Here is a 23,092-nt window from a genome sequence, read left to right on the forward strand (position 1 = left end):
AGAGAGACAGATATGGTAGACAGAAAGCAACTGCGCCAATGGGGCAGCAAGGTTATCGACATCGAAAAAGCAGCACTGGACAACCTGTACCAGTTTGTCGACAGTGATGCCTTTGCCGACGCCTGCGAGCTTATCCTGCGCTGCACCGGCAAGGTTATCGTGATGGGCATGGGCAAGTCCGGCCACATTGGCAACAAGATTTCCGCCACCCTGGCCAGTACCGGCACCCCGGCGTTTTTTGTGCATCCGGGGGAAGCGAGCCACGGCGATTTGGGCGTGCTCAGCGACAACGACATAGTGCTGGCCATCTCCAACTCCGGTGAGTCCAGTGAAATTCTTACCCTGATGCCCGTGATTAAACGCCGTGGTATTCCTATCATCTCCATGACAGGCAAGCCTGAGTCCACCATGGCCAAGCATTCGCTTTTGCACCTGTGTATCAAGGTGCCGGAAGAAGCCTGCCCCCTGGGGCTGGCACCGACATCATCCACCACGGCGACCCTGGTGATGGGGGATGCCCTGGCGGTTGCACTGCTGCAGGCCAAAGGTTTCACCAAAGACGATTTTGCCATGTCACATCCCGGTGGCGCCCTGGGCCGCAAGTTGCTGCTGCATGTCAGTGATGTCATGCATAAAGGGGACGAGCTGCCACTGGTGCATGACGATATTTGTATTACCGATGCCCTGTATGAAATCTCCAAGAAAGGCCTGGGGATGACGGCGATTGTGAATGCTTCAGGTGCCCTGGAAGGCATCTTTACCGACGGTGACCTGCGCCGGGTGATTGATGCGCAAATTAACCTGCGTCAAACCAGTATTGCCGATGTGATGACCCGCAATTGCATCACCATTGGTGAGCACATGCTGGCTGCCGAAGCGCTTAAACTCATGGATGAAAAAAATATCAACGGCCTGATTGTGATTGACGCCCAGCGACGCCCAATCGGCGCGCTCAACATGCTGGACATGGTTAAAGCAGGGGTTATCTGATGCACCAAGGACTCTACGGCCCCATTGATGATGCCATCTGGAACAAGGCCAAAGGTATCAAGCTGCTCATTTGCGACGTAGACGGGGTCTTCTCCGATGGCCGCATCTACCTTGGCAATCAGGGGGAAGAGCTGAAGGCATTTCATACCCGTGACGGCTATGGCGTCAAAGCCCTGCAGGGTGCGGGTATCGCGGTGGCGGTGATCACCGGGCGCAAATCCCAGATTGTGGAACACCGCATGACGGCCCTCGGAGTCGCCCATATCTATCAGGGCGTTGATAACAAGTTCGTGCCTTATGAAGAGTTACTTGGCCTCTATGGCGTCAATGGGGCCGAAGTGGCATACATTGGTGATGACATGGTGGATTTATCTGTGATGAAAGCAGTGGGACTCGGGGTTTGTGTCGCCGATGGTCATCCCTTTGTTCGCCAACACGCCGACATGGTCACAACGCTACCCGGTGGGCATGGAGCCCTCAGAGAACTCGCCGATCTCTTGCTAATGAGCCAGGATAAGTTCGATTCGGCCCACGGGATGAGCGTATGAATCGGGTCACACTCGCCATCATTTTGCTGTTCGGCACCGCGCTGACGCTCTACTGGCAGGTGCAAAGCAAAAAGGCCAGTCAACCTCAGCTCACAGACAGTGTGCAAAAGCCTGATTACGTGGCAACCGACCTTCGCAGTATCAGTTACAACGCCGAGGGCAAGTTGGAAAGCCGCGTCAGTGCCTCCTACATGGAACACTTCGATGGTGATGCGCAAACTCTGTTTACTCAGCCTGTTTACACCCTGTTTCCCGAAGATGGCCAGGGCGAATGGCGTCTCACCGCCAAAACCGGCAGACTGGACAAGGTCAGCGATGAGGTCATGCTCGAAGAAGAAGTACTGATTGAGGCCCTGACCATAGACGAGCCACTGCAGCAGCTCAATACCAGTTACCTGGAGTTGGATCTCAAGACGATGATCCTCACCTCCGACAAAGAAATTATTATCAGCGGCAATAACTTCCACTTGAGCGGCCATGGCCTCTATGCTGATCTCAATGCCAAAGAAGTTAAGCTCTTAAGCAAGATTAAGGGAACCTATGAACCTAAATAAGTCGCTCATTCTGGTGCTGCTTTGCACCTGCAGCGCTGTGGCTTTGGCCAACACCAAGTTTGATTTGAGCCAGGAAGTAAAAATTGCCGCGGCCAACAGTTATGCCGATCTGAAAAACAAGCGCATCGTTTATGAAGGCCCGGTTACCCTGACCCAGGGCAGCCTGGTGCTCAAGGCTGATGAACTGAGCTCGTTCACCGACGAGAAAAGCGGCAGACGTATTCTGCTTGCCAAGGGTAACCCAGCCACCTACAGCCAGCAGGTGGAAGATGGCCGCACCGTGCATGCCAGTGCCACCGAAATCAGCTACAACATCGACAGTCGTGTTATGAGCCTCAAAGGCAATGCCAAGGTCGAGCAGGATGGCAGCCAGGTCAGCGCCGACTCCATCGTTTACGATATCGAAAAGCAGCAGCTCACTTCCCAAAGCAGCGGTAAAAAAGACGACAGGGTTATCACCATCATCAAGCCCGAAAATTACCAGCAGGATCTGCAGGATAAGGGCACTACTGAGCAACCTCAGCAAGAGAAGCAGCAATGACCCAACTGACCCTGAAGGCCAGTAATCTCGCCAAGAGTTACAAAAACCGCCAGGTTGTCAAAAACGTCAGCCTCACCGTAAATACCGGCCAGGTGGTCGGCTTACTGGGCCCCAATGGGGCCGGTAAAACCACCACTTTTTACATGGTGGTAGGCCTGGTACAGAGCGACAAGGGTAGCATACACATCAACGATGATGACTTGACGCTGGATCCCATGCACCTGCGGGCACGCAAAGGCATTGGCTACCTGCCACAAGAAGCCAGCATCTTCCGCAAGCTGTCGGTGCGCGATAACATCATGGCCGTGCTGCAGATGCGCAAAGAGCTGAACGCCGATGAGCGTGAAGAGTCGCTGGAGCAGCTGCTGGAAGAGTTCCACATCACCCACATCCGTGACAATCTTGGCATGTCACTGTCAGGGGGTGAACGTCGCCGGGTCGAGATTGCCCGGGCACTTGCCGCCAACCCCAGATTTATCCTGCTGGATGAGCCCTTCGCCGGGGTCGACCCGATTTCCGTTATCGATATCAAAAAGATTATCGAGCAACTCAAGAATCGTGGCCTCGGAGTGCTTATCACCGACCACAATGTGAGGGAAACCCTCGATGTGTGCGAAAAAGCCTATATCGTCAGCCATGGCGATTTGATTGCCGAAGGCACCCCTGCCGAAATCCTCGACAATCAGCAGGTGCGTGCAGTGTACTTGGGTGAGCAATTCAGGCTATAGTTAATTAACAAAGCCCCCTTCTCATATCCGGATAATCAGGGTGGTAAATCACCGGATAACCTGATAGAAAAGCTTTCTACCTGAATAATTTAGTGAAGGATTCGCAGTACAATGAAAGCGTCGCTCCAGCTAAAACTGGGACAACAACTCACAATGACGCCACAGTTGCAGCAGGCCATTCGTCTGCTTCAACTCTCTTCGCTTGAACTGCAACAGGAAATTCAGCAAGCCCTCGACGCCAACCCCCTGTTGGAGCTGGACGACGAACTGGGCAGCGATCAGTTTGATGCCGACGGCGGCGATAAAGAATTTGACGACCAGTTCAGCCAGGAGTCCGTCTCAAACGACACCAGTGACAGTGCTTCGCTGGAAACTTCAGACGCTATCAGTCAGCAGTCCATGCCGGACGAGCTCCCAATGGATACCACCTGGGATGAAGTCTTTACGGCTGCCCCCGTTTCCGGTCCTGGGATCCGTGGCGAAGATGATATGCCGTTTCAGGGCGAAACCAGTGAAGGTCTGTACGAACATCTCGAGTGGCAAAAAAATCTCACCCCTTTTTCCGATACCGATCTGGCCATTGCCACTGCCATCATAGATGCCATTGATGAAAAGGGTTACTTAACCCAAAGCCTTGAAGAAATTCTCGAGGCCGTGGGCGATGAAGAAGTCGAGCTTGACGAAGTTGAGGCCGTGCTCAAACGCATTCAACACTTCGACCCCATCGGGGTAGCTGCCCGTGATTTGGCAGAGTGCCTGCTCATTCAACTTGGTCAGTTCCCGGCGGATACCCCCCATCTGGACAACGCCAAGCTGCTTATCCGTGACCATTTGGATCTGATTGCCAACCGCGACTTCCGTACCCTGATGCGTAAAACCCGCCTCAAGGAAGAAGAACTCAGGGATGCAATCATCCTCATTCAGGGGCTGAACCCCCGTCCCGGTGAGTCTGTGACCAGCACCAAGGATGAGTATGTCATTCCAGATGTCTCGGTCAGTAAAAAAAATGGCCGCTGGGTTGTAGAGCTTAATCCCGATTGTATGCCTAAACTGAGTGTGAACCAGCAATATGCCGCCATGGCACGCACCAGTCGCAACCAAGCTGACAGCCAGTTTATCCGCGGGCATTTGCAGGAGGCCAAGTGGTTTATCAAGAGCCTGGAGAGCCGCAACGACACCTTGCTGAAAGTCGCCAATTGCATAGTGCAGTTCCAGCAGGGCTTTTTTGAGTATGGTGAAGAGGCCATGAAACCCATGGTGCTCAACGATATCGCCGAAGCGGTAGAGATGCACGAATCCACCATCTCACGGGTCACCACCCAAAAGTTCATGCATACCCCAAGGGGTATCTTTGAACTCAAATATTTTTTCTCCAGCCACGTCGGGACCGAAGATGGCGGAGAATGCTCATCTACTGCCATCCGCGCCTTTATCAAGAAACTGGTGGCGGCAGAAAATCAGAAGAAACCATTGAGCGACAGCAAAATGGCGGAACTTCTGGCAGAACAAGGAATCAACGTTGCTAGACGCACCATCGCCAAATACCGAGAAGCGATGCTGATCCCACCGTCGAACCAACGTAAGAGTTTATAACCCACCCAAGGTCTTTGGAGGAAAGTGTCTATGCAAATCAATCTGACTGGGCATCATATCGAAATCACTGATTCACTGCGTAACTACGTAGAGAGCAAGTTCTCCAAGCTTGAACGCCATTTCGAACAGATCAATAATGTCCACGTTGTTCTCAATGTTCAGAAATTGCAGCAAATCGCAGAAGCCAAGCTTCACCTCAACGGTGGCGAGGTATTCGCCACTTCAGAACATGAAGACATGTACGCCGCCATTGACGCCCTAATTGATAAATTGGACCGTCAGGTTATTAAACACAAAGAGAAACTGACCAAACATTAACGATGGAACTAAGTACCATCCTGGCGCCGGAGTGCACTAGCTGTGCCACTCCGGGCAGCAAGAAAAAGGTGCTGGAGCTGATTAGCGATCTCGCTGCTGCCCAGAATCCCTCCCTCTCGTCTCAAGAGATATTCGAAAGCCTGCTGGCCCGTGAAAAAATGGGCAGCACCGGTATTGGCAATGGTATTGCCATTCCCCATGGCCGCCTTGGCACTATCGATAAGCCTTTAGCTGTGCTTATCAAGTGTGAAGAAGCCATAGGTTATGACGCCATTGATAAGCAGCCGGTGGACATTCTGTTTGCCTTGCTGGTTCCATCGGACCAGTGTCAGCAACATCTCAGCACCCTGGCCGCCATGGCCGAAAAGCTGAATGACAAGCAGATCCTCAAACAGCTGCGCAAGAGCCACGATGAAAAGGAACTTTACCAGGTAATCATCGGATGAAACTCGTTATAGTCTCCGGGCGCTCTGGCTCCGGAAAGTCGGTAGCCCTCAGGGTACTGGAAGACTTGGGCTACTACTGCGTCGATAATTTGCCATTGCAGCTGATTGGGCCCTTGCTTGCCCAGCTCAAGGGCAATAACGACAAGGTCGCCATCAGCATCGATATCCGCAATATGCCGGAGCAGGAAAAGGCCCTCGAAAAAGAGCTGGCAAGGCTCCCGGAAGGCGTAGAGCTCACCAGCTTTTTCCTCAACTCCAGCGACAAGGTGCTGCTGAAACGCTACAGCGAAACCCGCCGTTTGCACCCCCTGTCCCGCAGCAAGGTCTCTTTGCAGGAAGCCATCAAGCTCGAAGGCAAAATGTTGGCCCCTATCTCCAACATGGTCGACCACTTCCTGGACACTTCCAATCTGAATGTCTATGAATTGGCTGATGCTGTCAGGCAGATACTGCTTGGGCGCACCGACAAAGAGCTGGTGATTATCTTTGAATCTTTCGGCTTCAAGCATGGCATGCCCACAGAAGCAGACTTTATGTTTGATGCCCGCTTCTTGCCCAATCCCCATTGGGAGCCGGAGCTGAGGCCCCTCACTGGGCTGGATGAGCCGGTTAAGCTGTTTTTGGAACGTCAGGTACTGGTCAACAAGTACATCTGGCAAATCGAAAACCTGCTGGAAACCTGGTTGCCTCACTTAGAGCGCAATAATCGCAGCTACCTCACCATTGCCATTGGCTGCACCGGTGGCCAACACCGCTCTGTGTATATTGCCGAGCAGCTTGCCAAACGCTTCGCCAACTCTCACCACAAGGTTGAGGCCCGCCACCGGGAACTGAATGCCAAAACTTGAACGTGACGTCACCATAGTCAATAAGCTGGGCCTGCACGCCCGCGCCGCCACCAAACTGGCGGTATTGGCGTCTGAATTCAAGGCCAGCGTGACTCTGGTTCAGGGCGCAAAACAGGCCTCGGCCGCCAGCGTGCTGGGTCTCCTGATGCTCGAATCCGGCATGGGCAAAACCATCCATATTATCGCCGAAGGGGAAGACGCCGAGCAGGCCATGGATGCCGTGTGTAACCTGATCAACGCCCGCTTCGACGAAGACTGCTGACCCGGCTTCGCTTCGTCCATCCCATTAAATTTGCTAATATATCCCCCAATTCATCTCTTGGGGGAAAGCGATGGCTGTCGAACTTCTGGATAACGAGCAAACCGAGCTGCTGCTGAATCAGCTCAATGAAGCCCTGGGCAGCGGTATGTTTGTGCATGTGCGCCAGATGCTGCTGAACATGGCCGCATCCGATATCGCGCTGGTGCTCGAATCCTCCCCTCCCCGTACCCGTCAGGTATTGTGGCAACTTATCGATCCTGAGCTTGCCGGAGAGGTACTCGAAGAGCTCGGCGAAGAGATAAAAGACAAGTTTATCCGCCAGATGAGTCCGGCGCGTTTAGCCCGTGCAGCCGCTGGTCTGGACACAGACGATCTGGCCTACATACTGCGTTCCCTGCCCGACAGCCTCTACAAGCAGGTGCTGCAATCCATGTCGATTCAAGACCGCAGCCGCGCCGAGCAGGCACTCTCCTACCCGGAAGAGACCGCCGGCGGCATCATGAATACCGACACTGTGACCATACGCCCCGACGTGAATGTGGATGTGATACTGCGCTATCTGCGCCAGCTCGGCTCCCTGCCAGAGGCTACCGACATGCTCTATGTGGTAGACAGGCACGATGTGCTGCTCGGGGCGGTAAGGCTTACCGCCTTGCTCACCTGCAACCCCTCCATGCCCATACGTGAGCTTATCGATGCGGATATCGAAGGCATTCCCGCCACCATGTCGGATACCGAGGCTGCGGCCCTGTTCGAGCGCCACGACTGGGTGTCAGCGCCGGTGATAGACGCAGAGGGCAAGCTGCTGGGGCGAATCACCATCGACGATGTGGTGGACGTTATTCGGGAAGATGCCGAGCACTCAATGATGGGGATGGCCGGTATGGATGACGATGAAGATACCTTTGGCCCCGTGCTCAAAAGCAGTTTCCGGCGCTCATTGTGGCTTACCGTTAATCTGTTCGCCGCCCTACTGGCCGCATCGGTCAGTAACCTGTTCGAGTCGACCCTGGAGCAGTTCGCCACCATCGCCATCCTGATGACGATAGTGCCCAGTATGGGCGGCGTGGCCGGCAATCAAACCCTGGCGTTGGTGATTCGGGGGATGGCACTGGGCCATATAGGCCAGAGTAACTCCCGTTGGCTTATCGGCAAGGAGCTTGCCATTGGTTTTCTCAACGGTCTGCTTTGGTCAGTCCTGGTGTTTGTCGCTATTTGGTTGTGGAAAGGCGATCTGGCTCTGGGAGCACTGATAGGCGGGGCCATGTTGATCAATATGACGGTGGCAGGACTCGCCGGTGCCAGCATTCCCTTGCTGCTTAAACGACTGAAAATAGACCCGGCACTGGCCGGTGGCATGGTGCTGACCACAGTCACAGATGTGATAGGGCTGTTTGCTTTCCTGGGCTTGGCGACGGCATTTTTAATGCGCTGAAGCGTCACCGGGCTATGGTGTGTACTCCATGACTTGCTGGCAATCACACCAACGCACCTGAGGCTGCTGTGTCAGGGTGAGCACTGAGATACACTCCTTCTGGGTCACTACCAAAAACTCCCTAGGTGCATGGTGGCTGCTGGCCATAAAGCCGCTGCGCAGGCTTTCCTGCTCCAGCCAGCCCCCCTCAGACACCTCATACAACCAACCGTTGGACAGGCTCAGCTCTGCCCAGTACTCCAGCAGGTCGCCCTCATCCAACACTCTGAACCCCAATAATTTTTCAAATGACAGCTCACAGCATTGGCCTTCGATATTGAGCGAAAGCTTCAAGGCGTGATCCTGGTATTGCAACGACAGCAAGCGCACATTGTCGCCAAGACGCTCCACTGCCATTGCTACTCCGCGAGGATGACCCATAGCGCCGGACTCCTGGATAAAAAGTTACTTTTCATTTAAATGATTTATTTTTTATCTTGCAAGTCCGGCAACACAATCAGCGTGGCGCGGCAAACCCATAATCGCCAAGAATGGCCTGTCCGGCAGGTGACAAAATGTAGTCTGCCAACGGCCTTGCGCGCTCATCTATTACCAAAAGCCCATAGTCGGCTCCCACAGCCAGGTTTTCCGGTAAATGCACCAGCTGCAGCTCGGCGTATTCTTTGCGGGCCAGACGACCATTGGTGCAGTAGGTCAGGAAGATATCCGCCTGACGGGTCTTCATCACGTGGGCATAGGGATTGACGCCCTTGGGCGGTTTGGCGCTGTTTGGTCCACCCGTGAGCTGCAGTGCCTTGGTTTTGAGCCTTGTCTCGGCACCGGGTGTAACGGTTTCGGCCAACTCAAAGGCCCGAAACGCGTAGTCGCCGGAGGGGTCGGCCTTGGGCGTGGAAGTACCCACACGCACATCGGCTGACAACATGCGCTCCAGTAGGGTTGCCGGGGTCAACGCAATCTCGGGCTGCGCCAGCGCACAGAGTTGGTTACGGGCAAAACCCTGCACCTTGTCTCCCATGCCTTTGGCCTGCAGGGTTTGTGGGTGTTTCATATTGGCTGAAGCGAACAGATCAACGCTTTCACCGGACTCGATACGCTCCCGCAGCAATCCGGAGGGACCAAACTGGGCCACAACAGCCTGACCCGAGTCTTTCTCGAAGGCCTGCACTATGTCGCCCATGGCTGCTTTGAGGCTGCCAGCAGCGCGAAGTTCCAGAGGTTCGGCGGCCATGGCGCTGCCGATGGAAGCCAGTATGGATATGAGCAGTATGGATTTTTTCATTTTCTTCCGTGATATAGGTGAGGATGAAGGCCGGGGTGGCCTTCACGGAGCTGGTAACAAGAAGTTCAAGCAAACCCCAGTAGCGCCTCTGAGGCAAGGAGGAGGATCACAGCCTGCGTTCTATCAAACTTTGGGTTGACCCGCTGATAACGCGCAGAGACAAATAAAAAAAGGAGGCAAAGCCTCCCTTTAACTCCCGCAATATCAGTTTTAGCCGATAGGCGTGAGGATGATTTCTACGCGGCGGTTTTGGGCACGGCCCTCAGCGGTGGCGTTGGACGCGATGGGACTGGCTTCGCCCATGCCCTGAGTGGAAACACGCGCGGCAGCAACGCCCTTGCTCAGCAGGTAGTTACCCACTTCTGAAGCTCGCACCTGAGACAGACGCAGGTTGTAGCTGTCGGCGCCGCTGGAATCGGTATAACCCAGTACATTCAAACGGGTCTTGCTGTACTCCTTCGCCACCAGGGCAACTGAGTCCAATACCTGCATGGCGCGAGGGCTCAAGTCAGTCTTGTCTACGGCAAAGGTCACGTCATTTGGCATGTTCAGAATGATGTTGTCACCATTGCGGGTAACACTGACACCGCTGGCCTGCAGCTGCTGACGCAGTTTGGTTTCCTGCACGTCCATGTAATAACCGATACCACCACCCACGGCCGCACCCGATGCTGCACCTATCAGCGCTCCTTTACCGCGGTCGCTCTTACTGGAAGAGGCTACGCCCACGGCCGCACCCGCAACGGCACCTATGATAGCGCCTGTGGTGGCATTGGCAGTTTGCTGTTCGTTGGTATAGGGGTTCACTGTGCTGCAACCTGTGCCCATGGTCGCCAGGGCAAATACGCCAGTCAGGGTAAAAATTGCTTTCTTGTTCATGGAAATACCTCTTGTCATTTTTGCGGCCAGTATAACGACTGCAAGATGACAGGCAACTGAACGCCGAGCGATTGCCCAATGCTTATCCGATCTATCTCCCCAGGGCACCAACTTGGGGCACCTTGCCCTCAAATCAGGCAAATCCGCCACTGGTGCTGACATAAATAAATCATAAACATTTGATATTAATGCTATTAGCAAATTGACATCAAAGTTGCATACCTCTTTGTGGGTGTTGAATAAAGGAGTCGAACATGAAGTACCTGACATCTGTATTTAACCACTTGAAATCAGAGTGGCACTACATTGGGTCTGCTGGCGTAAGTCAGTGGGAACTGGGACGAGAGGTCAAATTCAGGAGGACAGGATTATGATCATGTCCTCAGCATACGAGAGCCGGCGTCAGGAAGCCGTTACGGCCGTGCTCGAAGGCGGCCGATTGCCATCTGAAGTCGCCAGGGATCACGGCATCGCCAGCAAGACCCTGCTCAAATGGATCCGGGAATCACATCAATCCCGCAGTAGCCGTCGCAGCAAGCTCGAGCAGGAAATAGAAGCCCTCGAGGTGAAACTGTCCGGACTGCGACAGGAAATCTCCAAACTACAAACTTTCAACGCCTGAGCTATCTTCAGGCGCCATTGTCTAAACCCGGCGCCCGGTTAACGGGGGACGGGGAACGCTGAGGCAAGGTGGCACTACCGCGCAGTGGCAGTCAGACAAATCATTGCCCCGATTCCGTCGAGTCGGGGTGATTCTCTCTCACCCCGCTCGGTGCTTGCACAGCTTTGCTTGCACAGCTTTGTCATGCTACGACCGGATATTGCGCCGACCTCGGTTAAACCCGCCAGTATTGTACCGGACAATAAGCCTTACAGGCCTTTTCCCTGCAACGCCTTCGTAGGTAAAGCGTTAAGCTGCAACCGCTGTGGGTGAACTACACTGAATGGGACTGGCGCGGGCATGCCCCCGCGATACGGAACTTCAATACCATCAGGGATAAGCGTTCTGCAAATGCCACAGATAAATACCAAAACCATCAGTGTCCCCGAAGCCATGCTGGGCGGCTGGCAGGAGATTGTCGATTTGGTGGCCGACATCACCGAATGCCCATCAGCGCTTATCATGCGTATCCATGAAGACGACATTGAAGTGTTCTCCAGCAGCCGCTCGGCCGGTAACCCCTATGCTCCCCACGCCCGGGATGCCTTGGGTCACGGTCTTTATTGCGAAACCGTGATCCGTGAGCGGCAACAGCTGGAGGTGCCCAACGCTCTCAAAGACCCCAAATGGGCCAATAACCCGGATATCAAACTGGGGATGATTTGCTACTGTGGCCTGCCCATCTTCTGGCCCGATAACACCCCCTTCGGTACCATCTGCATACTCGACAACAAAGAACGGCACTTCAACGACAGGATTCACGCACTGCTGGGGCGCTTCCAATCTGCCCTGGAAGGACATTTGCAGGTGCTTTACCACAAATCTGAGTTGAAAGTGCTTAATGAGGAGCTGGAACACAAGGTACAGGAGCGCACCCAGCGGCTTGCCGAGCTCAGTGCCCGATTGCTCAAAGAAATTGAGCAGCGCACCGCTGCCGAAGGACATTTGGAGTTTCACCGAACCTTCGACCCCTTAACCCATTTGCCCAACCGTGCAACCCTCACCGAAAGGCTGCAGTCTTTACTGCCCAAACTGAAAAAAGATGAACACCTGACGCTTATCTACTTTGGTCTGCGCAATTTCAAATCGGTAAACGACAGCTACGGCTATCTCACCGGCGACTCTATTCTGGTGAGCCTGAGCCAACGATTGAGCCTTAAGTTGCCCGATAACTGGCTGCTCGCACGTATCGCCGGGTCGGAGTTTGTACTCGCAGCAGTGCACGACGCCAGCACAGAGATGACTGAGCAGGTCATTGCACGGGTTCTCAGTGACTGCTCAGTACCTTTCACCGTCAACACCAACAGCATTACGGTACAAACCAATCTGGGTGTAGCCATTGCACCGGTAGACGCCACCGACTCAGTCAGCCTGCTGCAACGCGCCAGTGCTGCCATGAGCATTGCCAAAAAAGAAGGTGCTGTGGTGTCTTTTTTTGGCCAGGAAACCCAAAAAGCCGCCCACGAGCGCCTGCTGCTGGAGTCACATCTGCTGGATGCGCTGCATCAGGGCGAACTCGCGGTGTACTTTCAGCCTCTGGTGTCCGTACGGGATAAGCAGCGCCTGGTTGGCGCCGAAGCACTGCTGCGCTGGCACAGTCCTGAACTGGGAAATGTTGGCCCGGACCGCTTTATCCCACTGGCCGAAAGTAACGGGCAAATCATTGAAATAGGTAACTTTGTACTGCATGAGGCGATGAAACATGCCGCCCATTGGCACAAGCTCAGCAATCATCCCTTCAAAGTCGCCATCAATATTTCTCCACTGCAGTTTCGTGAACGGCAATTTGTAGAGCACATCGAAGATCTGCTCGATTTGTATGAATTGCCCCCCGGCACCCTGGAGCTTGAAATCACCGAAGGCATTTTGCTGCAGGATGAACACCATGCCAGAGCAAGTCTGGCGCGGCTGCGTCATCTGGGGGTGCAAATATCTCTGGATGACTTTGGCACCGGCTATTCATCGCTGAGCTATTTGCAAAAGTATGCCTTCGACACCCTGAAAATCGATCGCAGCTTTATCAGTAACCTCGAGTTCAACGAACAAAATCGCGAGCTGACCCGGGCCATCATTGCCATGGCGCACAAGCTGAACCTGAGCGTAATTGCTGAAGGGGTGGAGAATGCATTTCAGGAGGCCTTTATCCAGGCCGAGGAATGTGATTTTGCCCAGGGCTACCTGTATGGCAAGGCCATGCCCGCTGAGAAGTTTGCGGAAAAATTCACCCATTAATGCCGCGGTCGGCTCCCGTTACAACCCCTTCCAAGCCCGGGTCATGTGTCTGCGTCCCATAGGGCCGGGGTAGCTCTCGACCCTGAATCCTGCGGCTTTCAAATCCCGCTTGAACTGACCATTGGCACAGTAGCTGACCAATAGCCCTTCTGGCGCCAGCGCATTAAACAGCTTTACGAAGTTTTCTGCCGCCCACAGCTCGGGTTGCTTGGCGGGGGCAAAGGCATCGAAATAAATCAGGTCAAAGCGTTTGGGAGAAAATACCTGCTCCTCTAGCCTGCCCTGTATTTTATGAAGTCTGCTTTCCTCTAATGCCACTTCCTGGCCCCACGGGGCCCGATGCAGCTCGCTGAAGCGTTTTGCAAGGGTATCGCGGTCACCGTAGCCGCCCAGCTCAGCCAGACGGTCCACATAATTCAGTGCCGCGATTATTTCCGCGTCCAGCGGAAAGGGCTCCAGGGTAGTGAAATGGATATCCAGCCCCATCTCGCAGGCCTTTTGCCGGGTCAGGAGCACATTCAGCCCGGTGCCAAAACCCACCTCAAGGATTCTGAGCGAAGGCTTTACTGCCGCCATCGGCACCAGACCCGCATCTATATACACATACACAGACTCGGTCAGCGCCCCTTTGAAAACATGATAGCTTTCATCCAGTACGCTGTTGACCAGGGTGTGAGAGCCGTCGCCAGTGAGTGCTAACTTGATGTTCATGGAAAGGAATAATGGGTTGTTGACGATAAAAACCAGGGAATTTTAGGCAATCGCGCCATCAAGTTCCATGGTGCGATTGCTGAAATCAGAGGCCACGCAGATGGCATTGCAGCTGGAAACACAGCTCAACATACAAGATGGCCTCGGCCTTGCCCACCTGGAAATCACGGGCATGGGCAACCTTGTTTCGCAGCCGGCGCAGCTCGGTAAAAAGCTTGCCCTTGGCAGTGTCGAGCCTCTGCCCCATCACCAAGAGTTCGCCCATGTGTTTATAAGGGGTATCCGGGCTGAGTGACAGGTCAGGATTATCGCGGCGCAGCAGGGTTTCGGCGGCATCTTCCACTTCGGCCCATGCTCCCAGAATGGCGGAGTTGGGCAGATTTTCCACGGCGGCAATCAACTGCGCCTTGCGATCAGACACCAGCTCGGGAAATGCCTGGCGCGCATCACGGCTGGCGACTTTGAGTTCTTCACCGAACTCCATTTCGAAGTCTTTGTACTTGAGTTTGCGTGCCTGGGGCAGCAAGGCAACCAGCGGCGCCCTGAGTAAGGCGCAGAGGATAAGTACTATCAGAGGCCAGACAAGAATATCCAGCAGTGACAGGGTAAATTGCATCCAGTTCAAAGGGGCTCTCCATGCAGGTATTCAGGGCATTGGCAGTAACGGCCAATAGGCCCTTGGACGCGCAACATGATGCCAGCGACGGCCCCCGGCTGCAAAGGCCTTGTGCAAAGCACAGTTAAAAGAGCTTTTGCAAAGCCAAGGTAAAAGCCCTTGAGTCAGATCCACACCTGACGGGCGTAATGGCGTTTAAGCTGCTTATCGCTGGCGGCTTCCAGTTTCCAGCGAGCCAGGCCGTTGAATCGACAAAACTCAGCCAAAGCCTGCTCCATGGGCGCTAAAAAAGGCTGCAGCGAGCCTGCCTTATCATAGGCGGCATCTTCCAGTGTTAAACGCCTCAGGCGCAGCAATCCCTTCTCCCGGTCGGCCTTCACATCCACTCGCCCTACAAAGGTATCCCGCCAGAGTATCCCCAGACTGTAATAGCCAAACCGCCGCTTGGGTTCGGGCACATAGACCTCTATCTGATAATCAAAGTCGAACCACTGCTTGAGGCGATTTCTCTGGATAAGCAGGTTATCGAAGGGGTTGAGCAGCCACACCCGGGAAGGCAGCTGCACAGGTGCGATATGGTGTCGGTAATATCTGGGCTTGCCGTCACTGACAAAGCTTTCAAGCTCACCATTTTCAAGCATATCGGCGATGACTTTTTTCACCAGCGGCTGCACATTGCGGCGCAAATAACAGATTTCCGCCAGGCTGCCATGGCCATGGGCATCCAAAAAGCCTTGCACCAGATAACGGCCGTATTCATCGTCGCTGGGAACCCGGTTATCCACGTCGGCTGGTAACACCCGCTCAGTTAAGTCGTATACCTTTTGAAACCCTTCACGGCGAGCCACCATCAGGTCGCCTTCCATAAAAAGTTGTTCAAGTGCCTTCTTGGCAGGTTTCCAGTCCCACCAGGCACCAGCCCTACCCGGCGGCGCTTCAAAGTCCGATGCCCTGAGAGGTCCTTCTGCCCGGATACGACTCAGGACCTCTCGCATCTCCTTGCTGTCACGCTCGAACCAGTGGCGCTCACCGTTTCGAAGTGCCAACTTCCTTGGCAGAGTGAAGCGGTAGTCACCCATGGGCAGATACGCAGCCGCGTGGGACCAGTATTCAAATATCGACTTGTCGGCAATGGCCCCGGCCAGCGCCTCGGGGCGAAAATCGGCCAGACGGCTGTGGAGCACATGGTCGTGGGCCCGGGCGGCAACCTGGATAGAGTCAATCTGCACATACCCCAGGCGGGCAATGCAATCAGTCACATCCTTTGGCGCATCAACAAGCCCCTGTGCGGCAATATTGATGGCGCGCCACTCATTGGCTGAAAAGGGAGAAGCGTTTTTGTTGGTCATGGCACGGGCTTTGGGGCTGGCATTAGAGCTGAGATGAAACCATCTTGCCGAGGAATACCCGCCATCGCAAGGGAAGCAATCGAGGCGTCAGTGTGAAGTGGCGACACCCTGAATCAACGCAGTGCGACTCAGGGGCGATTTAGAATTTGCCTGAGTTTGGCTTTCACCGAGCGCCAGTGGGTCATAGGCACAGTGGGCGACTCGGCCAGTACCCGCTCCAAATCTATCTCGGCCAGACTGACTTCGCCGCCATGGGCCAGCATCACCCGCGCTGGTGCCAGGCACTTGAGTTTCATCAGGGAGCTCTTGTAGCGATTGGGATAAAACAGCGGAAAAGGCGGAATGTACCTGCCCTTTACCTTCACCAGGAGGTCGGCCACATAGGCGCAGCTCTCTTCTTCATGGAGCAATACCAGGTCCCGGTCGGTATGACCGGGGCAATGAAACACCCGCCACTCGGGAAAGTCCGGCAGTCGGCTGTCGTCCCCCAGCAAGATATCGGCCCTGAGTTTACGGGAATACCAGAGCCAGCGCATCGGTTTACCAAGGCGTTTGGCGACCCAGGCCGCCAGCGCCATATCGGTGAGGTGCATGGCCATGCCATCCAGCCCCCGATACCAGTGGCCCTGCACATCGGCGGCAACAATGCGGGCGCCGGTCTTGGCCCTCAGGGCATGGGCGCCACCGGCATGGTCCGGATGCATATGGGTCACCACCACCAGCTTGAGTTCGGCCGGGGCACGTTTGAGCTTGTGGCGGATAAAATGGCACACCAGGGCGACATCCGCCCGGCAACAGCCATCCAGCAGCACCAGTCCCTGGGGGTGTTCGGCAAGATAAATGGTCTGGATATGGCCCTTAAGCCGGTGAAGCTTGTACATAATCGTTCCCTGAACCATGGAAAGATGATTATGGCCAAACTCGTCAGACCACTCAAGTCCACCCAGGGCGAGGGAAAGTGCTTCTTTAGTCGAAGCGCCTCAAGCCCAGTGCCATAGTCGTTAATTACTGTTCTTTACCGGGCAAAATGATTTCTCCGAAACACATTGAAGAACGGACTACATTACCGAGCGAACGCCAGTGGTGTGGTCATGGATTTTCCAGAAGTGAGCCAACAAGCAAAAAGGCGCCATCCGGCGCCTTTTTTAGTTCAGAAGCACATGCCTTTTTTCATATGAAGGTAACCGTAGGCATTTTCCAGCACCATACTGTTGCCGGTGAACTCGCCCACTTCCCAAGTACCAATCAAGGGATTTTTGACCCGTATTTTTTCGCCGTCCAACTTATAGTCGTTGAATATTTCTCTGCTGGGTTGAAAAACCGATTTAATGGAATAGGACATGTTGCCGTAGTCTTTGAAGTGCCAAATGGCCGGGTCATCATCCCGATGGATTTTCTGCCCATCAGAGCTGACACCAAATTCGCACCAGTAACCGAGTAACTGGTCCCGGGTCACCTTTCTCTCAGCACCGGCAGCGGCATTGCCGAGTCCGTCCTGCTGACGGATAGGGCGGGACGGATCCTTCACGTCCACCTTGAGTTCATCTTCATCCATACGGCAATTACCGTCCTGAAACCGCACCTTGCCATCGGCATCGGCGCAGCGATAAACCTTAACCCCGGCCAGAGCAGGCTGCGTCATCAACAAGCAGCCCAAACACAACAGATAACGCACATGAACTCCTTTTCAATCTTTCGAGCGCACTGGTCCAAATCGAGTGCGCATCCCCCGGCGCGCAGTTATAGCATCCATTTAAGCTATTGAATACAGACTTATTCACTGGAAAAAAGCGAACGCCATGCCCAAACCAGCAAATGCAGTGCCAGCAGGCCGCTCCAGGCGATACAAAATGCCAGCAGCGCCAGGGACTCCACACTGGTGATTTGTTCCCAAAAGAGCAGATACCAAAGCGGCCAGCCCAACATGCAAAGCCCCGCTAGCATCAGCATGCAGCGCTTACAGCGGCCAATCTTCTGGCGAAAAACGGAAGAATCACACTCATCGCAAGCCATGGGACAACTCCAAAATACTCAGCAAAAAGCGATAACAAATGGCAAAACACCGCCGCAAGGCAGTCGCGTGTTAAAGTGGAGCCACATTCATCGCTAACCTTTAACCATGACAGACTCCGCCCTGCTTTACAGTTTTCGTCGCTGCCCCTACGCCATGCGCGCCCGTATGGCGCTGATATGCTGCCAATTATCCATCAGGGTAAGGGAAGTTGCCCTCAAAGATAAGCCCGCCGAGTTGCTGGCGCTTAATCCCAAAGGCACTGTGCCTGTATTGGTGAGCGGCGACACCCTGCTGACAGAAAGTCTGGATATTATGTTGTGGGCCACTGAGCAGTCCAGCCTCCCCGCAGCCGCCGCACTCAAACAGCAAGTGCCTGCCTCACTGGCCCTGATAACAGCCAACGACGAAGGTTTTAAACCCTGGCTCGACAAATACAAATACTTCGACCGCCATCCGCAATTCGACCAGAACTACTACCGCGACAACGCCTGCGAATTTATCGCTGACCTGGAAAACAGGCTGAGTCACAGCACCATGTTGCTGGGTGAAGCGGTGAGTCTGGCGGATTTGGCGATTTTCCCCTTTGTGCGCCAGTTTGCCGGTGTAGAGCCCGGCTGGCTCGCCGCCCGGTACCCCAATGTGGCACGCTGGCTGGATAATCACTTGGCATCAAAGGCTTTTTCAGCTTGTATGTACAAGTATCCCCTGTACCAGCTGCAGGGCGACACCCTGCCTTTGGTGCTGGCACAAGAGTAAGCTCAGTGCCAGTGTCAGTGTTACCGGCCCTGGCAGTGGCGGAGTTGGCATAGGCGACTACATCAGGAAAGGCAGAACAGCCGGAGCAGATAAGCATGCAGATGAAAACCGAATTGGAAGCCGAGCTGAAAGCCACTCAAAAATCCATGGTCAGACTCCAGTTAGTTGGGGCTATGGGCAATATCATGTTGGGGCTTGGCCTCTACGGTATCTTTACCGGTGAGGCCGCGTTTCACCCTTTTCTGAGTGACCCCATCCACTGCTATGCCCTGCTCAGCCTTGGCGGCATGATTGCCCTCTGGGAAGGGCTGAAGATAATTAAACTGGCGAGATACAAACAAAAGCTTAAAAATCAGCTCAGGCAACTGTCTGAGCCCAACCGGGATTAAGGCTTATGGGTATCCGATGACAGCTCCTGCAGGCTGAAGCCTTCCTCGGCAGGTACAAGATGATAGAGCACATCGAACCTGTCTTCGGGAATGTCGCGCTCAATGCCGCTCAGAAGTTTGAGTAGCTCAGGCGTGGTATTGCTGTGACCGGCCACAACCACAGTGCCGTCGAGCGCACTAATCTGCGCCGCAAATTGTGCCAAATCGCCGGGGTCGTAACTCTGCACCTTCACACCTGTTGCCTCGGCCAGCGGCGCTATGGTTTCCTGAGTGCGGCGATAATCGGTGGAATAGAGCCGGATATTGTCGCCGGTCGATGGCGCCTTGAGGATAAGCCCGGCAATGCGCTGTGCCCGCGCCTGCCCCGCTTCGGTCAGCGCAGGGTCCTTCCCCGGCGCCTTTTCACCGTGGCGAAACAACCAGATATCGGCGGCCCAGCCAGGGCTGGCAAACACGCTCAAAAGCAGACCAAGCCCGGCAACGGCGACTGCCATTTTGTTTTTATTTTTCAAAATCTAAAACTCCCAACGCATCGCCAAGTCAGCTCTCACAATGCCAACCCCAAGCTACCAAAAAAGGCTGCCCCCATGAATGAGTGCAGCCTTGAAGCTTAACGACTTGGCTTAACGGCCACAAGCCGCACTGTGCCCAACAGCAAGAGTGCCAGCAGTGTCCACAGGCCCATACTGCCTCCGCCTCCTCCACCGCCTGAGTGGGTGGGTTGGGGCTCTGAGAACATGGGGTTCTGTTTGTCGGCGCGGGTGGGCGCCGTGGGCTGAGTTTCCCTTGTTTTGCGCGCGGCCTGCTCTTTATTCACACGGCGCTGATTGTCCCGCTGGATACCGAGCTGACGGAAGATATCCTCTTCCACCACCAGCAAGGAAGTGTAATCGGTCAGCAGCCCATACTCGATGGCGATGTCCTCAATGGCCTTTTCCTTATCTCTGTCTTTTTGCTCCAGGTAGTCCATCTGCTCCTGCAGACCATTAATGGCCGAGAAGGCCCACATCCGTTCGAGTTCGGGATAATCCAGCGCAGTCTCAGGCAGCATCACTGTGGTGCTGTATTTGCGGGACTCTCCACCGATGTCCATGGTCAGGGTAAGTTTGGCCTCACCTGGGGCAAAATAATGGCCGAACAGCACCAGTTGCTCACCCCGGTAGAGGCTGCCTATCTCCTGTGGTGTCAGGTCTTTAATCTTCACCCCATCGATATCGAGGCGAATATTGCGATAGGCCTGGTGAGTCAGCTTGCTGGTGATATTCATCAGATGGCCAACCATGTCATCTGCGTTGGACACCGAGGTCGCCACACCATTGGATAAACGGGTCATGGGCACCAGCAGGGGCGTGTTGGCACTGTTGCCCATGATAAAGGTGAACAGGCGAACATCCTGTTGTTGCATCAACTCAAAGAAACGGCGTTTTTCGGTCACGCCCACATTGGCTACCCCGTCGGTTACCAGCACCACGCCTGTGGGTCGGTCGGCATCCAGCGGCGTCAGTGCGCGCTTCAGGCCCTGATAGAGGTCTGTGCCATTGCCGGGACTGATGCCCTCAACCCAGGCCAGAGCCTGGTTGATGTTATTGCTGTCTACAGGCACAAAGCCCTTGCTGAATTCCTGAGTGCCCTCATCAAACAGAATAATCCGGAACCTGTCCTGCACCGGCAGTTTACCCAGCCCCTGACGCACGCCTTCGACCAGGGTGGCATACTTGCCATTCATGGAGCCGGACTTGTCCAGCACAAACACCCAGTCCCGCCCCTCGGTCACCGGCCCCAAATCATCACCGGGGGTAAAGGTGAGCTTTACCGTGCCCCTGGTCGAGGCCTTGGGATCGCGGTAGGTCACCATATCCACCCGGCCTGGCAAACCTTCCTGGAGACGCCAGTAAAGAAGGATGTCTTTATCGAGCCTCATGGCTTTGTGCTGATGCTCAGCACCACCCTCCACGGCCACAGCGGCGCTTCCGACGCTCTCGTTGGCAGCAGCGCTTTCAATGGCGCCTGTGACAGGGCTGCCCGCCTGATTTGTCAGGCTCGCGCGCCATAGAGCAGCGCCTGCCTGCATCTCCTGATGTATCTCTGCATCCGGATGGGATGGCAGCCTCATACCATCCACAGGGTAAGCCGAACGCAGAGTGACAGTAAAAGAGAAGTCCTGCTCTACCACTGGGTTGCGCTGCCAAAAGCTGTCGCGTGCCTCATCCACACCGCCCTCTTCCAAAGGATAGAGATACCGGCCAACGCCGTGGTCCAGCAGAGCATCCTGCATATACACCAGCCGAACCTTTACCGACTGCAGGGGTTGCACCGGAAACACCCGCATATCAAAGTGCTTGTAGTCGTCCTTCTCAGTCAGGGCGGTGGCATTGCCCTGAGCCTTCTGGTCTTGGTAAATCTCCCGGGCCTTCTGTTTTGGCACCGCCTCGGCAATCACGGGCACATCATTGATCCAATAGATAAACTCACCAACCACGGCCTGCTGTGGCACCGGGAAGGAATAGAGGGCTTCCAGTGCATCGGAATTGGGGTTGTAAAAGGTTTGCTCAATGGCGGTGGTGGCATAGCCATCCTGGATAACCACATCCACATGGTGAGATTGAATTTGCATGTCCTGGTACTGGCTGCCGACAGGTTTCAACAGCCCAGCCGCCCCCGCATCAGGGCTAATCCAAACCAGCCCCACAAGGGCAGAGCCCAGGCACATGGTGCGAAACATTTGCGTTAATGGGTGACCCATTTTTGCCTCCTTCGTCCTGAGGAAGAGAGTGACCATCACTCCCGAAGGAGAGCTTGCACCCAGAGGCAAAAGCAAAAAAGTAACATGGCGAGAGTGGCACTATGCGCACCTTCGGGTATCGCTGAATGCCACTTTTGTGGCTGTCAGACACTGAAACCTGCCCCTGCCCCTGAACCATGACATTGAACCAGGACATTAAACTATGACATTGAAATCAGAGGCAGCAGGAATAAGGCAGGGTGGGAATGCTTAGCCTATTCCTTGGTGCTGAACTCTTCAAACAGTGGAAAGTGCCAACGGCGGATGGCGATGATCATCGAGGTGCCGTGGCGCTCCTGCATCGCCAGACTGTCATCGTTGTCGCAGGCCTGATAAAACTCGTTTACCAATTGCTGCATACGTTGTTGAAACTTGTGGTTGCTCGGCACCGACATCAGGCCCGTGCTCATCATGAGTTTTTCATCGTCAGCGGCAAAGTCGGAGCGGAAGAAGGTGCGTATCACCTGCTGCTGAAAAAACTGCTGAATGGGGCCTCCCGGGATCCAGGCAAAAGACGCAGACAGCTTCAGCTTTATCCGGTTTTCGGGCAAAAGCTCAATCACCTTAAGCCTGTCCAGCTGAGCCAGCTTTTGAATGACCTGAAATTCGCTCAGGTTGTACTGGCTGAGAATGTGTTCGAAGCGATAGCCGTTGGTCACGCACACGGCCACCAGCAGCAGGGCCTTATCGGCCACCAACTGTTCTTCCTGGGCCCAGGTCAGGCCACTGAGCTGTTCCCGTTCATCGGCCACCAGCCTGAAGAGGGCGGGTAAGTCCATCTCCAGTAAACGGCAAACCATGGCCAGACGCTCCAGGCTCAGGCTGCCGCCATTGGCGAACAAGCGTTTTACCGACGCTTCACTGAGGCCAAGCGTACTGGCCACCTGCTGATAATGAATGCCCCTGGCCCTGAGCTGCTTTTTCAGCACCTGAACAACCCTGTCCGACTCCGTCATTCCCTCTCCTCCCTGATGCCACGACCTTACTGATGCAAGCCACTGTGTTACCCATGCCTGCCCACTCAACATAAGGCAGCGGGCCGCCGACACGCAATCCGGGCCGCAGCGTTTTTAAACCGGCGACCGCTGAATATACTGCCTTGCCGTTGCCTGTTTTGCCATTAATGGCTAATGTAAGCAATTGATGCACTTATTTATCAAC

27 protein-coding genes are annotated in these 23,092 nt (G+C 54.6%); 15 read left to right on the forward strand and 12 right to left on the reverse strand.

Going from position 1 to position 23,092, the window contains the following annotated elements; all coding sequences use genetic code 11:
• The first annotated feature begins 12 nt into the window (after positions 1 to 12).
• The 11 genes from K0H79_RS16050 to mgtE all read left to right on the forward strand — a co-directional run bounded on the left by K0H79_RS16050 (position 13) and on the right by mgtE (position 8,263).
• Positions 13 to 990: a KpsF/GutQ family sugar-phosphate isomerase gene (locus K0H79_RS16050; RefSeq protein WP_220076474.1), complete on the forward strand. Its 978-nt coding sequence runs from the start codon at positions 13 to 15 to the stop codon at positions 988 to 990.
• Entirely contained in the window at positions 987 to 1,538 is a 552-nt protein-coding gene (gene kdsC, locus K0H79_RS16055; protein WP_220078186.1) for a 3-deoxy-manno-octulosonate-8-phosphatase KdsC, read from the forward strand. The genes K0H79_RS16050 and kdsC overlap by 4 nt, the downstream gene beginning before the upstream one ends.
• Positions 1,535 to 2,092, forward strand: a complete 558-nt coding sequence (gene lptC / locus K0H79_RS16060) for an LPS export ABC transporter periplasmic protein LptC (RefSeq protein WP_220076475.1) — start codon at positions 1,535 to 1,537, stop codon at positions 2,090 to 2,092. Before kdsC ends, lptC begins: the two co-directional genes overlap by 4 nt.
• Positions 2,079 to 2,633: a lipopolysaccharide transport periplasmic protein LptA gene (gene lptA, locus K0H79_RS16065; RefSeq protein ID WP_220076476.1), complete on the forward strand. Its 555-nt coding sequence runs from the start codon at positions 2,079 to 2,081 to the stop codon at positions 2,631 to 2,633. The genes lptC and lptA overlap by 14 nt, the downstream gene beginning before the upstream one ends.
• Positions 2,630 to 3,361, forward strand: coding sequence for an LPS export ABC transporter ATP-binding protein (gene lptB / locus K0H79_RS16070; protein WP_220065685.1), 732 nt, complete (start codon positions 2,630 to 2,632; stop codon positions 3,359 to 3,361). Before lptA ends, lptB begins: the two co-directional genes overlap by 4 nt.
• 111 nt (positions 3,362 to 3,472) lie before the next feature.
• The gene (locus K0H79_RS16075; protein WP_220076477.1) at positions 3,473 to 4,954 is read left to right on the forward strand and encodes an RNA polymerase factor sigma-54; all 1,482 of its coding nucleotides are present in this window, start codon (positions 3,473 to 3,475) and stop codon (positions 4,952 to 4,954) included.
• Positions 4,955 to 4,984: 30 nt separating this feature from the next.
• On the forward strand, positions 4,985 to 5,272 hold the full coding sequence (gene hpf, locus K0H79_RS16080; protein ID WP_011761196.1) for a ribosome hibernation promoting factor: 288 nt from the start codon (positions 4,985 to 4,987) through the stop codon (positions 5,270 to 5,272).
• Positions 5,273 to 5,274: 2 nt separating this feature from the next.
• A complete protein-coding gene (gene ptsN, locus K0H79_RS16085) occupies positions 5,275 to 5,718 on the forward strand; it encodes a PTS IIA-like nitrogen regulatory protein PtsN (protein ID WP_011761197.1) in 444 nt (147 codons plus the stop codon).
• On the forward strand, positions 5,715 to 6,566 hold the full coding sequence (gene rapZ / locus K0H79_RS16090) for an RNase adapter RapZ (protein WP_220076478.1): 852 nt from the start codon (positions 5,715 to 5,717) through the stop codon (positions 6,564 to 6,566). The genes ptsN and rapZ overlap by 4 nt, the downstream gene beginning before the upstream one ends.
• Positions 6,553 to 6,828: an HPr family phosphocarrier protein gene (locus K0H79_RS16095; protein ID WP_011761199.1), complete on the forward strand. Its 276-nt coding sequence runs from the start codon at positions 6,553 to 6,555 to the stop codon at positions 6,826 to 6,828. The genes rapZ and K0H79_RS16095 overlap by 14 nt, the downstream gene beginning before the upstream one ends.
• A 70-nt stretch (positions 6,829 to 6,898) precedes the next feature.
• Positions 6,899 to 8,263 (forward strand): magnesium transporter, encoded by a 1,365-nt coding sequence (gene mgtE / locus K0H79_RS16100; RefSeq protein WP_220065689.1) that lies wholly within the window; start codon positions 6,899 to 6,901, stop codon positions 8,261 to 8,263.
• A 12-nt stretch (positions 8,264 to 8,275) separates the two neighbouring features.
• On the opposite strand, the gene K0H79_RS16105 is transcribed toward mgtE, so the two are convergent.
• The 3 genes from K0H79_RS16105 to K0H79_RS16115 all read right to left on the reverse strand — a co-directional run bounded on the left by K0H79_RS16105 (position 8,276) and on the right by K0H79_RS16115 (position 10,421).
• On the reverse strand, positions 8,276 to 8,683 hold the full coding sequence (locus K0H79_RS16105; protein WP_220065690.1) for a hypothetical protein: 408 nt from the start codon (positions 8,681 to 8,683) through the stop codon (positions 8,276 to 8,278).
• A gap of 76 nt (positions 8,684 to 8,759) precedes the next feature.
• Positions 8,760 to 9,542, reverse strand: coding sequence for a molybdate ABC transporter substrate-binding protein (locus tag K0H79_RS16110; RefSeq protein ID WP_220076479.1), 783 nt, complete (start codon positions 9,540 to 9,542; stop codon positions 8,760 to 8,762).
• A 210-nt stretch (positions 9,543 to 9,752) separates the two neighbouring features.
• On the reverse strand, positions 9,753 to 10,421 hold the full coding sequence (locus tag K0H79_RS16115) for an OmpA family protein (protein ID WP_220076480.1): 669 nt from the start codon (positions 10,419 to 10,421) through the stop codon (positions 9,753 to 9,755).
• A 376-nt stretch (positions 10,422 to 10,797) separates the two neighbouring features.
• On the opposite strand from K0H79_RS16115, the gene K0H79_RS16120 reads away from it, so the two are divergent.
• Together K0H79_RS16120 and K0H79_RS16125 are read left to right on the forward strand one after the other, a co-directional pair.
• A complete protein-coding gene (locus tag K0H79_RS16120) occupies positions 10,798 to 11,043 on the forward strand; it encodes a transposase (protein WP_220076481.1) in 246 nt (81 codons plus the stop codon).
• Positions 11,044 to 11,433: 390 nt separating this feature from the next.
• Positions 11,434 to 13,314, forward strand: a complete 1,881-nt coding sequence (locus K0H79_RS16125; RefSeq protein ID WP_258405414.1) for an EAL domain-containing protein — start codon at positions 11,434 to 11,436, stop codon at positions 13,312 to 13,314.
• Positions 13,315 to 13,332: 18 nt separating this feature from the next.
• On the opposite strand, the gene mnmD is transcribed toward K0H79_RS16125, so the two are convergent.
• The 6 genes from mnmD to K0H79_RS16155 all read right to left on the reverse strand — a co-directional run bounded on the left by mnmD (position 13,333) and on the right by K0H79_RS16155 (position 18,003).
• The gene (mnmD, locus tag K0H79_RS16130; RefSeq protein ID WP_220076483.1) at positions 13,333 to 14,025 is read right to left on the reverse strand and encodes a tRNA (5-methylaminomethyl-2-thiouridine)(34)-methyltransferase MnmD; all 693 of its coding nucleotides are present in this window, start codon (positions 14,023 to 14,025) and stop codon (positions 13,333 to 13,335) included.
• A gap of 85 nt (positions 14,026 to 14,110) precedes the next feature.
• Positions 14,111 to 14,641: a hypothetical protein gene (locus tag K0H79_RS16135; RefSeq protein ID WP_258405551.1), complete on the reverse strand. Its 531-nt coding sequence runs from the start codon at positions 14,639 to 14,641 to the stop codon at positions 14,111 to 14,113.
• A gap of 164 nt (positions 14,642 to 14,805) precedes the next feature.
• Positions 14,806 to 15,990, reverse strand: coding sequence for a winged helix-turn-helix domain-containing protein (locus tag K0H79_RS16140; protein ID WP_220076485.1), 1,185 nt, complete (start codon positions 15,988 to 15,990; stop codon positions 14,806 to 14,808).
• Positions 15,991 to 16,118: 128 nt separating this feature from the next.
• Complete coding sequence (locus K0H79_RS16145; RefSeq protein ID WP_220076486.1) at positions 16,119 to 16,871, reverse strand: MBL fold metallo-hydrolase; 753 nt, start codon at positions 16,869 to 16,871, stop codon at positions 16,119 to 16,121.
• Between the two features lie 269 nt (positions 16,872 to 17,140).
• The gene (locus K0H79_RS16150; protein ID WP_220076487.1) at positions 17,141 to 17,665 is read right to left on the reverse strand and encodes a DUF4124 domain-containing protein; all 525 of its coding nucleotides are present in this window, start codon (positions 17,663 to 17,665) and stop codon (positions 17,141 to 17,143) included.
• 98 nt (positions 17,666 to 17,763) lie between these two features.
• Positions 17,764 to 18,003: a DUF3624 domain-containing protein gene (locus tag K0H79_RS16155; RefSeq protein WP_220076488.1), complete on the reverse strand. Its 240-nt coding sequence runs from the start codon at positions 18,001 to 18,003 to the stop codon at positions 17,764 to 17,766.
• Positions 18,004 to 18,109: 106 nt separating this feature from the next.
• On the opposite strand from K0H79_RS16155, the gene K0H79_RS16160 reads away from it, so the two are divergent.
• Entirely contained in the window at positions 18,110 to 18,760 is a 651-nt protein-coding gene (locus tag K0H79_RS16160; protein WP_220076489.1) for a glutathione S-transferase, read from the forward strand.
• Positions 18,761 to 18,855: 95 nt separating this feature from the next.
• Positions 18,856 to 19,149 (forward strand): hypothetical protein, encoded by a 294-nt coding sequence (locus K0H79_RS16165; protein ID WP_258405415.1) that lies wholly within the window; start codon positions 18,856 to 18,858, stop codon positions 19,147 to 19,149.
• On the opposite strand, the gene K0H79_RS16170 is transcribed toward K0H79_RS16165, so the two are convergent.
• The 3 genes from K0H79_RS16170 to K0H79_RS16180 all read right to left on the reverse strand — a co-directional run bounded on the left by K0H79_RS16170 (position 19,146) and on the right by K0H79_RS16180 (position 22,887).
• Complete coding sequence (locus tag K0H79_RS16170) at positions 19,146 to 19,661, reverse strand: histidine phosphatase family protein (RefSeq protein WP_258405416.1); 516 nt, start codon at positions 19,659 to 19,661, stop codon at positions 19,146 to 19,148. The two genes, K0H79_RS16165 and K0H79_RS16170, sit on opposite strands and share 4 nt — an antisense overlap.
• Before the next feature lie 98 nt (positions 19,662 to 19,759).
• On the reverse strand, positions 19,760 to 21,892 hold the full coding sequence (locus K0H79_RS16175) for a VIT and VWA domain-containing protein (RefSeq protein WP_220076490.1): 2,133 nt from the start codon (positions 21,890 to 21,892) through the stop codon (positions 19,760 to 19,762).
• Positions 21,893 to 22,146: 254 nt separating this feature from the next.
• On the reverse strand, positions 22,147 to 22,887 hold the full coding sequence (locus K0H79_RS16180; RefSeq protein ID WP_220076491.1) for a helix-turn-helix transcriptional regulator: 741 nt from the start codon (positions 22,885 to 22,887) through the stop codon (positions 22,147 to 22,149).
• Between the last annotated feature and the right edge of the window lie 205 nt (positions 22,888 to 23,092).

The organism is Shewanella sp. FJAT-52076, assembly GCF_019457455.1.
Classification (GTDB): Bacteria; Pseudomonadota; Gammaproteobacteria; order Enterobacterales; family Shewanellaceae; genus Shewanella; species Shewanella zhangzhouensis.

Coding starts and splice junctions, on each gene's coding strand:
- K0H79_RS16050 (WP_220076474.1), top strand. CDS start 13: ATGGTAGACAGAAAGCAACTGCGCCAATGGGGCAGCAAGGTTATCGAC.
- lptC (WP_220076475.1), top strand. CDS start 1,535: ATGAATCGGGTCACACTCGCCATCATTTTGCTGTTCGGCACCGCGCTG.
- lptA (WP_220076476.1), top strand. CDS start 2,079: ATGAACCTAAATAAGTCGCTCATTCTGGTGCTGCTTTGCACCTGCAGC.
- lptB (WP_220065685.1), top strand. CDS start 2,630: ATGACCCAACTGACCCTGAAGGCCAGTAATCTCGCCAAGAGTTACAAA.
- K0H79_RS16075 (WP_220076477.1), top strand. CDS start 3,473: ATGAAAGCGTCGCTCCAGCTAAAACTGGGACAACAACTCACAATGACG.
- hpf (WP_011761196.1), top strand. CDS start 4,985: ATGCAAATCAATCTGACTGGGCATCATATCGAAATCACTGATTCACTG.
- ptsN (WP_011761197.1), top strand. CDS start 5,275: ATGGAACTAAGTACCATCCTGGCGCCGGAGTGCACTAGCTGTGCCACT.
- rapZ (WP_220076478.1), top strand. CDS start 5,715: ATGAAACTCGTTATAGTCTCCGGGCGCTCTGGCTCCGGAAAGTCGGTA.
- K0H79_RS16095 (WP_011761199.1), top strand. CDS start 6,553: ATGCCAAAACTTGAACGTGACGTCACCATAGTCAATAAGCTGGGCCTG.
- mgtE (WP_220065689.1), top strand. CDS start 6,899: ATGGCTGTCGAACTTCTGGATAACGAGCAAACCGAGCTGCTGCTGAAT.
- K0H79_RS16105 (WP_220065690.1), bottom strand. CDS start 8,683: ATGGGTCATCCTCGCGGAGTAGCAATGGCAGTGGAGCGTCTTGGCGAC.
- K0H79_RS16110 (WP_220076479.1), bottom strand. CDS start 9,542: ATGAAAAAATCCATACTGCTCATATCCATACTGGCTTCCATCGGCAGC.
- K0H79_RS16115 (WP_220076480.1), bottom strand. CDS start 10,421: ATGAACAAGAAAGCAATTTTTACCCTGACTGGCGTATTTGCCCTGGCG.
- K0H79_RS16120 (WP_220076481.1), top strand. CDS start 10,798: ATGTCCTCAGCATACGAGAGCCGGCGTCAGGAAGCCGTTACGGCCGTG.
- K0H79_RS16125 (WP_258405414.1), top strand. CDS start 11,434: ATGCCACAGATAAATACCAAAACCATCAGTGTCCCCGAAGCCATGCTG.
- mnmD (WP_220076483.1), bottom strand. CDS start 14,025: ATGAACATCAAGTTAGCACTCACTGGCGACGGCTCTCACACCCTGGTC.
- K0H79_RS16135 (WP_258405551.1), bottom strand. CDS start 14,641: ATGCAATTTACCCTGTCACTGCTGGATATTCTTGTCTGGCCTCTGATA.
- K0H79_RS16140 (WP_220076485.1), bottom strand. CDS start 15,990: ATGACCAACAAAAACGCTTCTCCCTTTTCAGCCAATGAGTGGCGCGCC.
- K0H79_RS16145 (WP_220076486.1), bottom strand. CDS start 16,871: ATGTACAAGCTTCACCGGCTTAAGGGCCATATCCAGACCATTTATCTT.
- K0H79_RS16155 (WP_220076488.1), bottom strand. CDS start 18,003: ATGGCTTGCGATGAGTGTGATTCTTCCGTTTTTCGCCAGAAGATTGGC.
- K0H79_RS16160 (WP_220076489.1), top strand. CDS start 18,110: ATGACAGACTCCGCCCTGCTTTACAGTTTTCGTCGCTGCCCCTACGCC.
- K0H79_RS16165 (WP_258405415.1), top strand. CDS start 18,856: ATGCAGATGAAAACCGAATTGGAAGCCGAGCTGAAAGCCACTCAAAAA.
- K0H79_RS16175 (WP_220076490.1), bottom strand. CDS start 21,892: ATGGGTCACCCATTAACGCAAATGTTTCGCACCATGTGCCTGGGCTCT.
- K0H79_RS16180 (WP_220076491.1), bottom strand. CDS start 22,887: ATGACGGAGTCGGACAGGGTTGTTCAGGTGCTGAAAAAGCAGCTCAGG.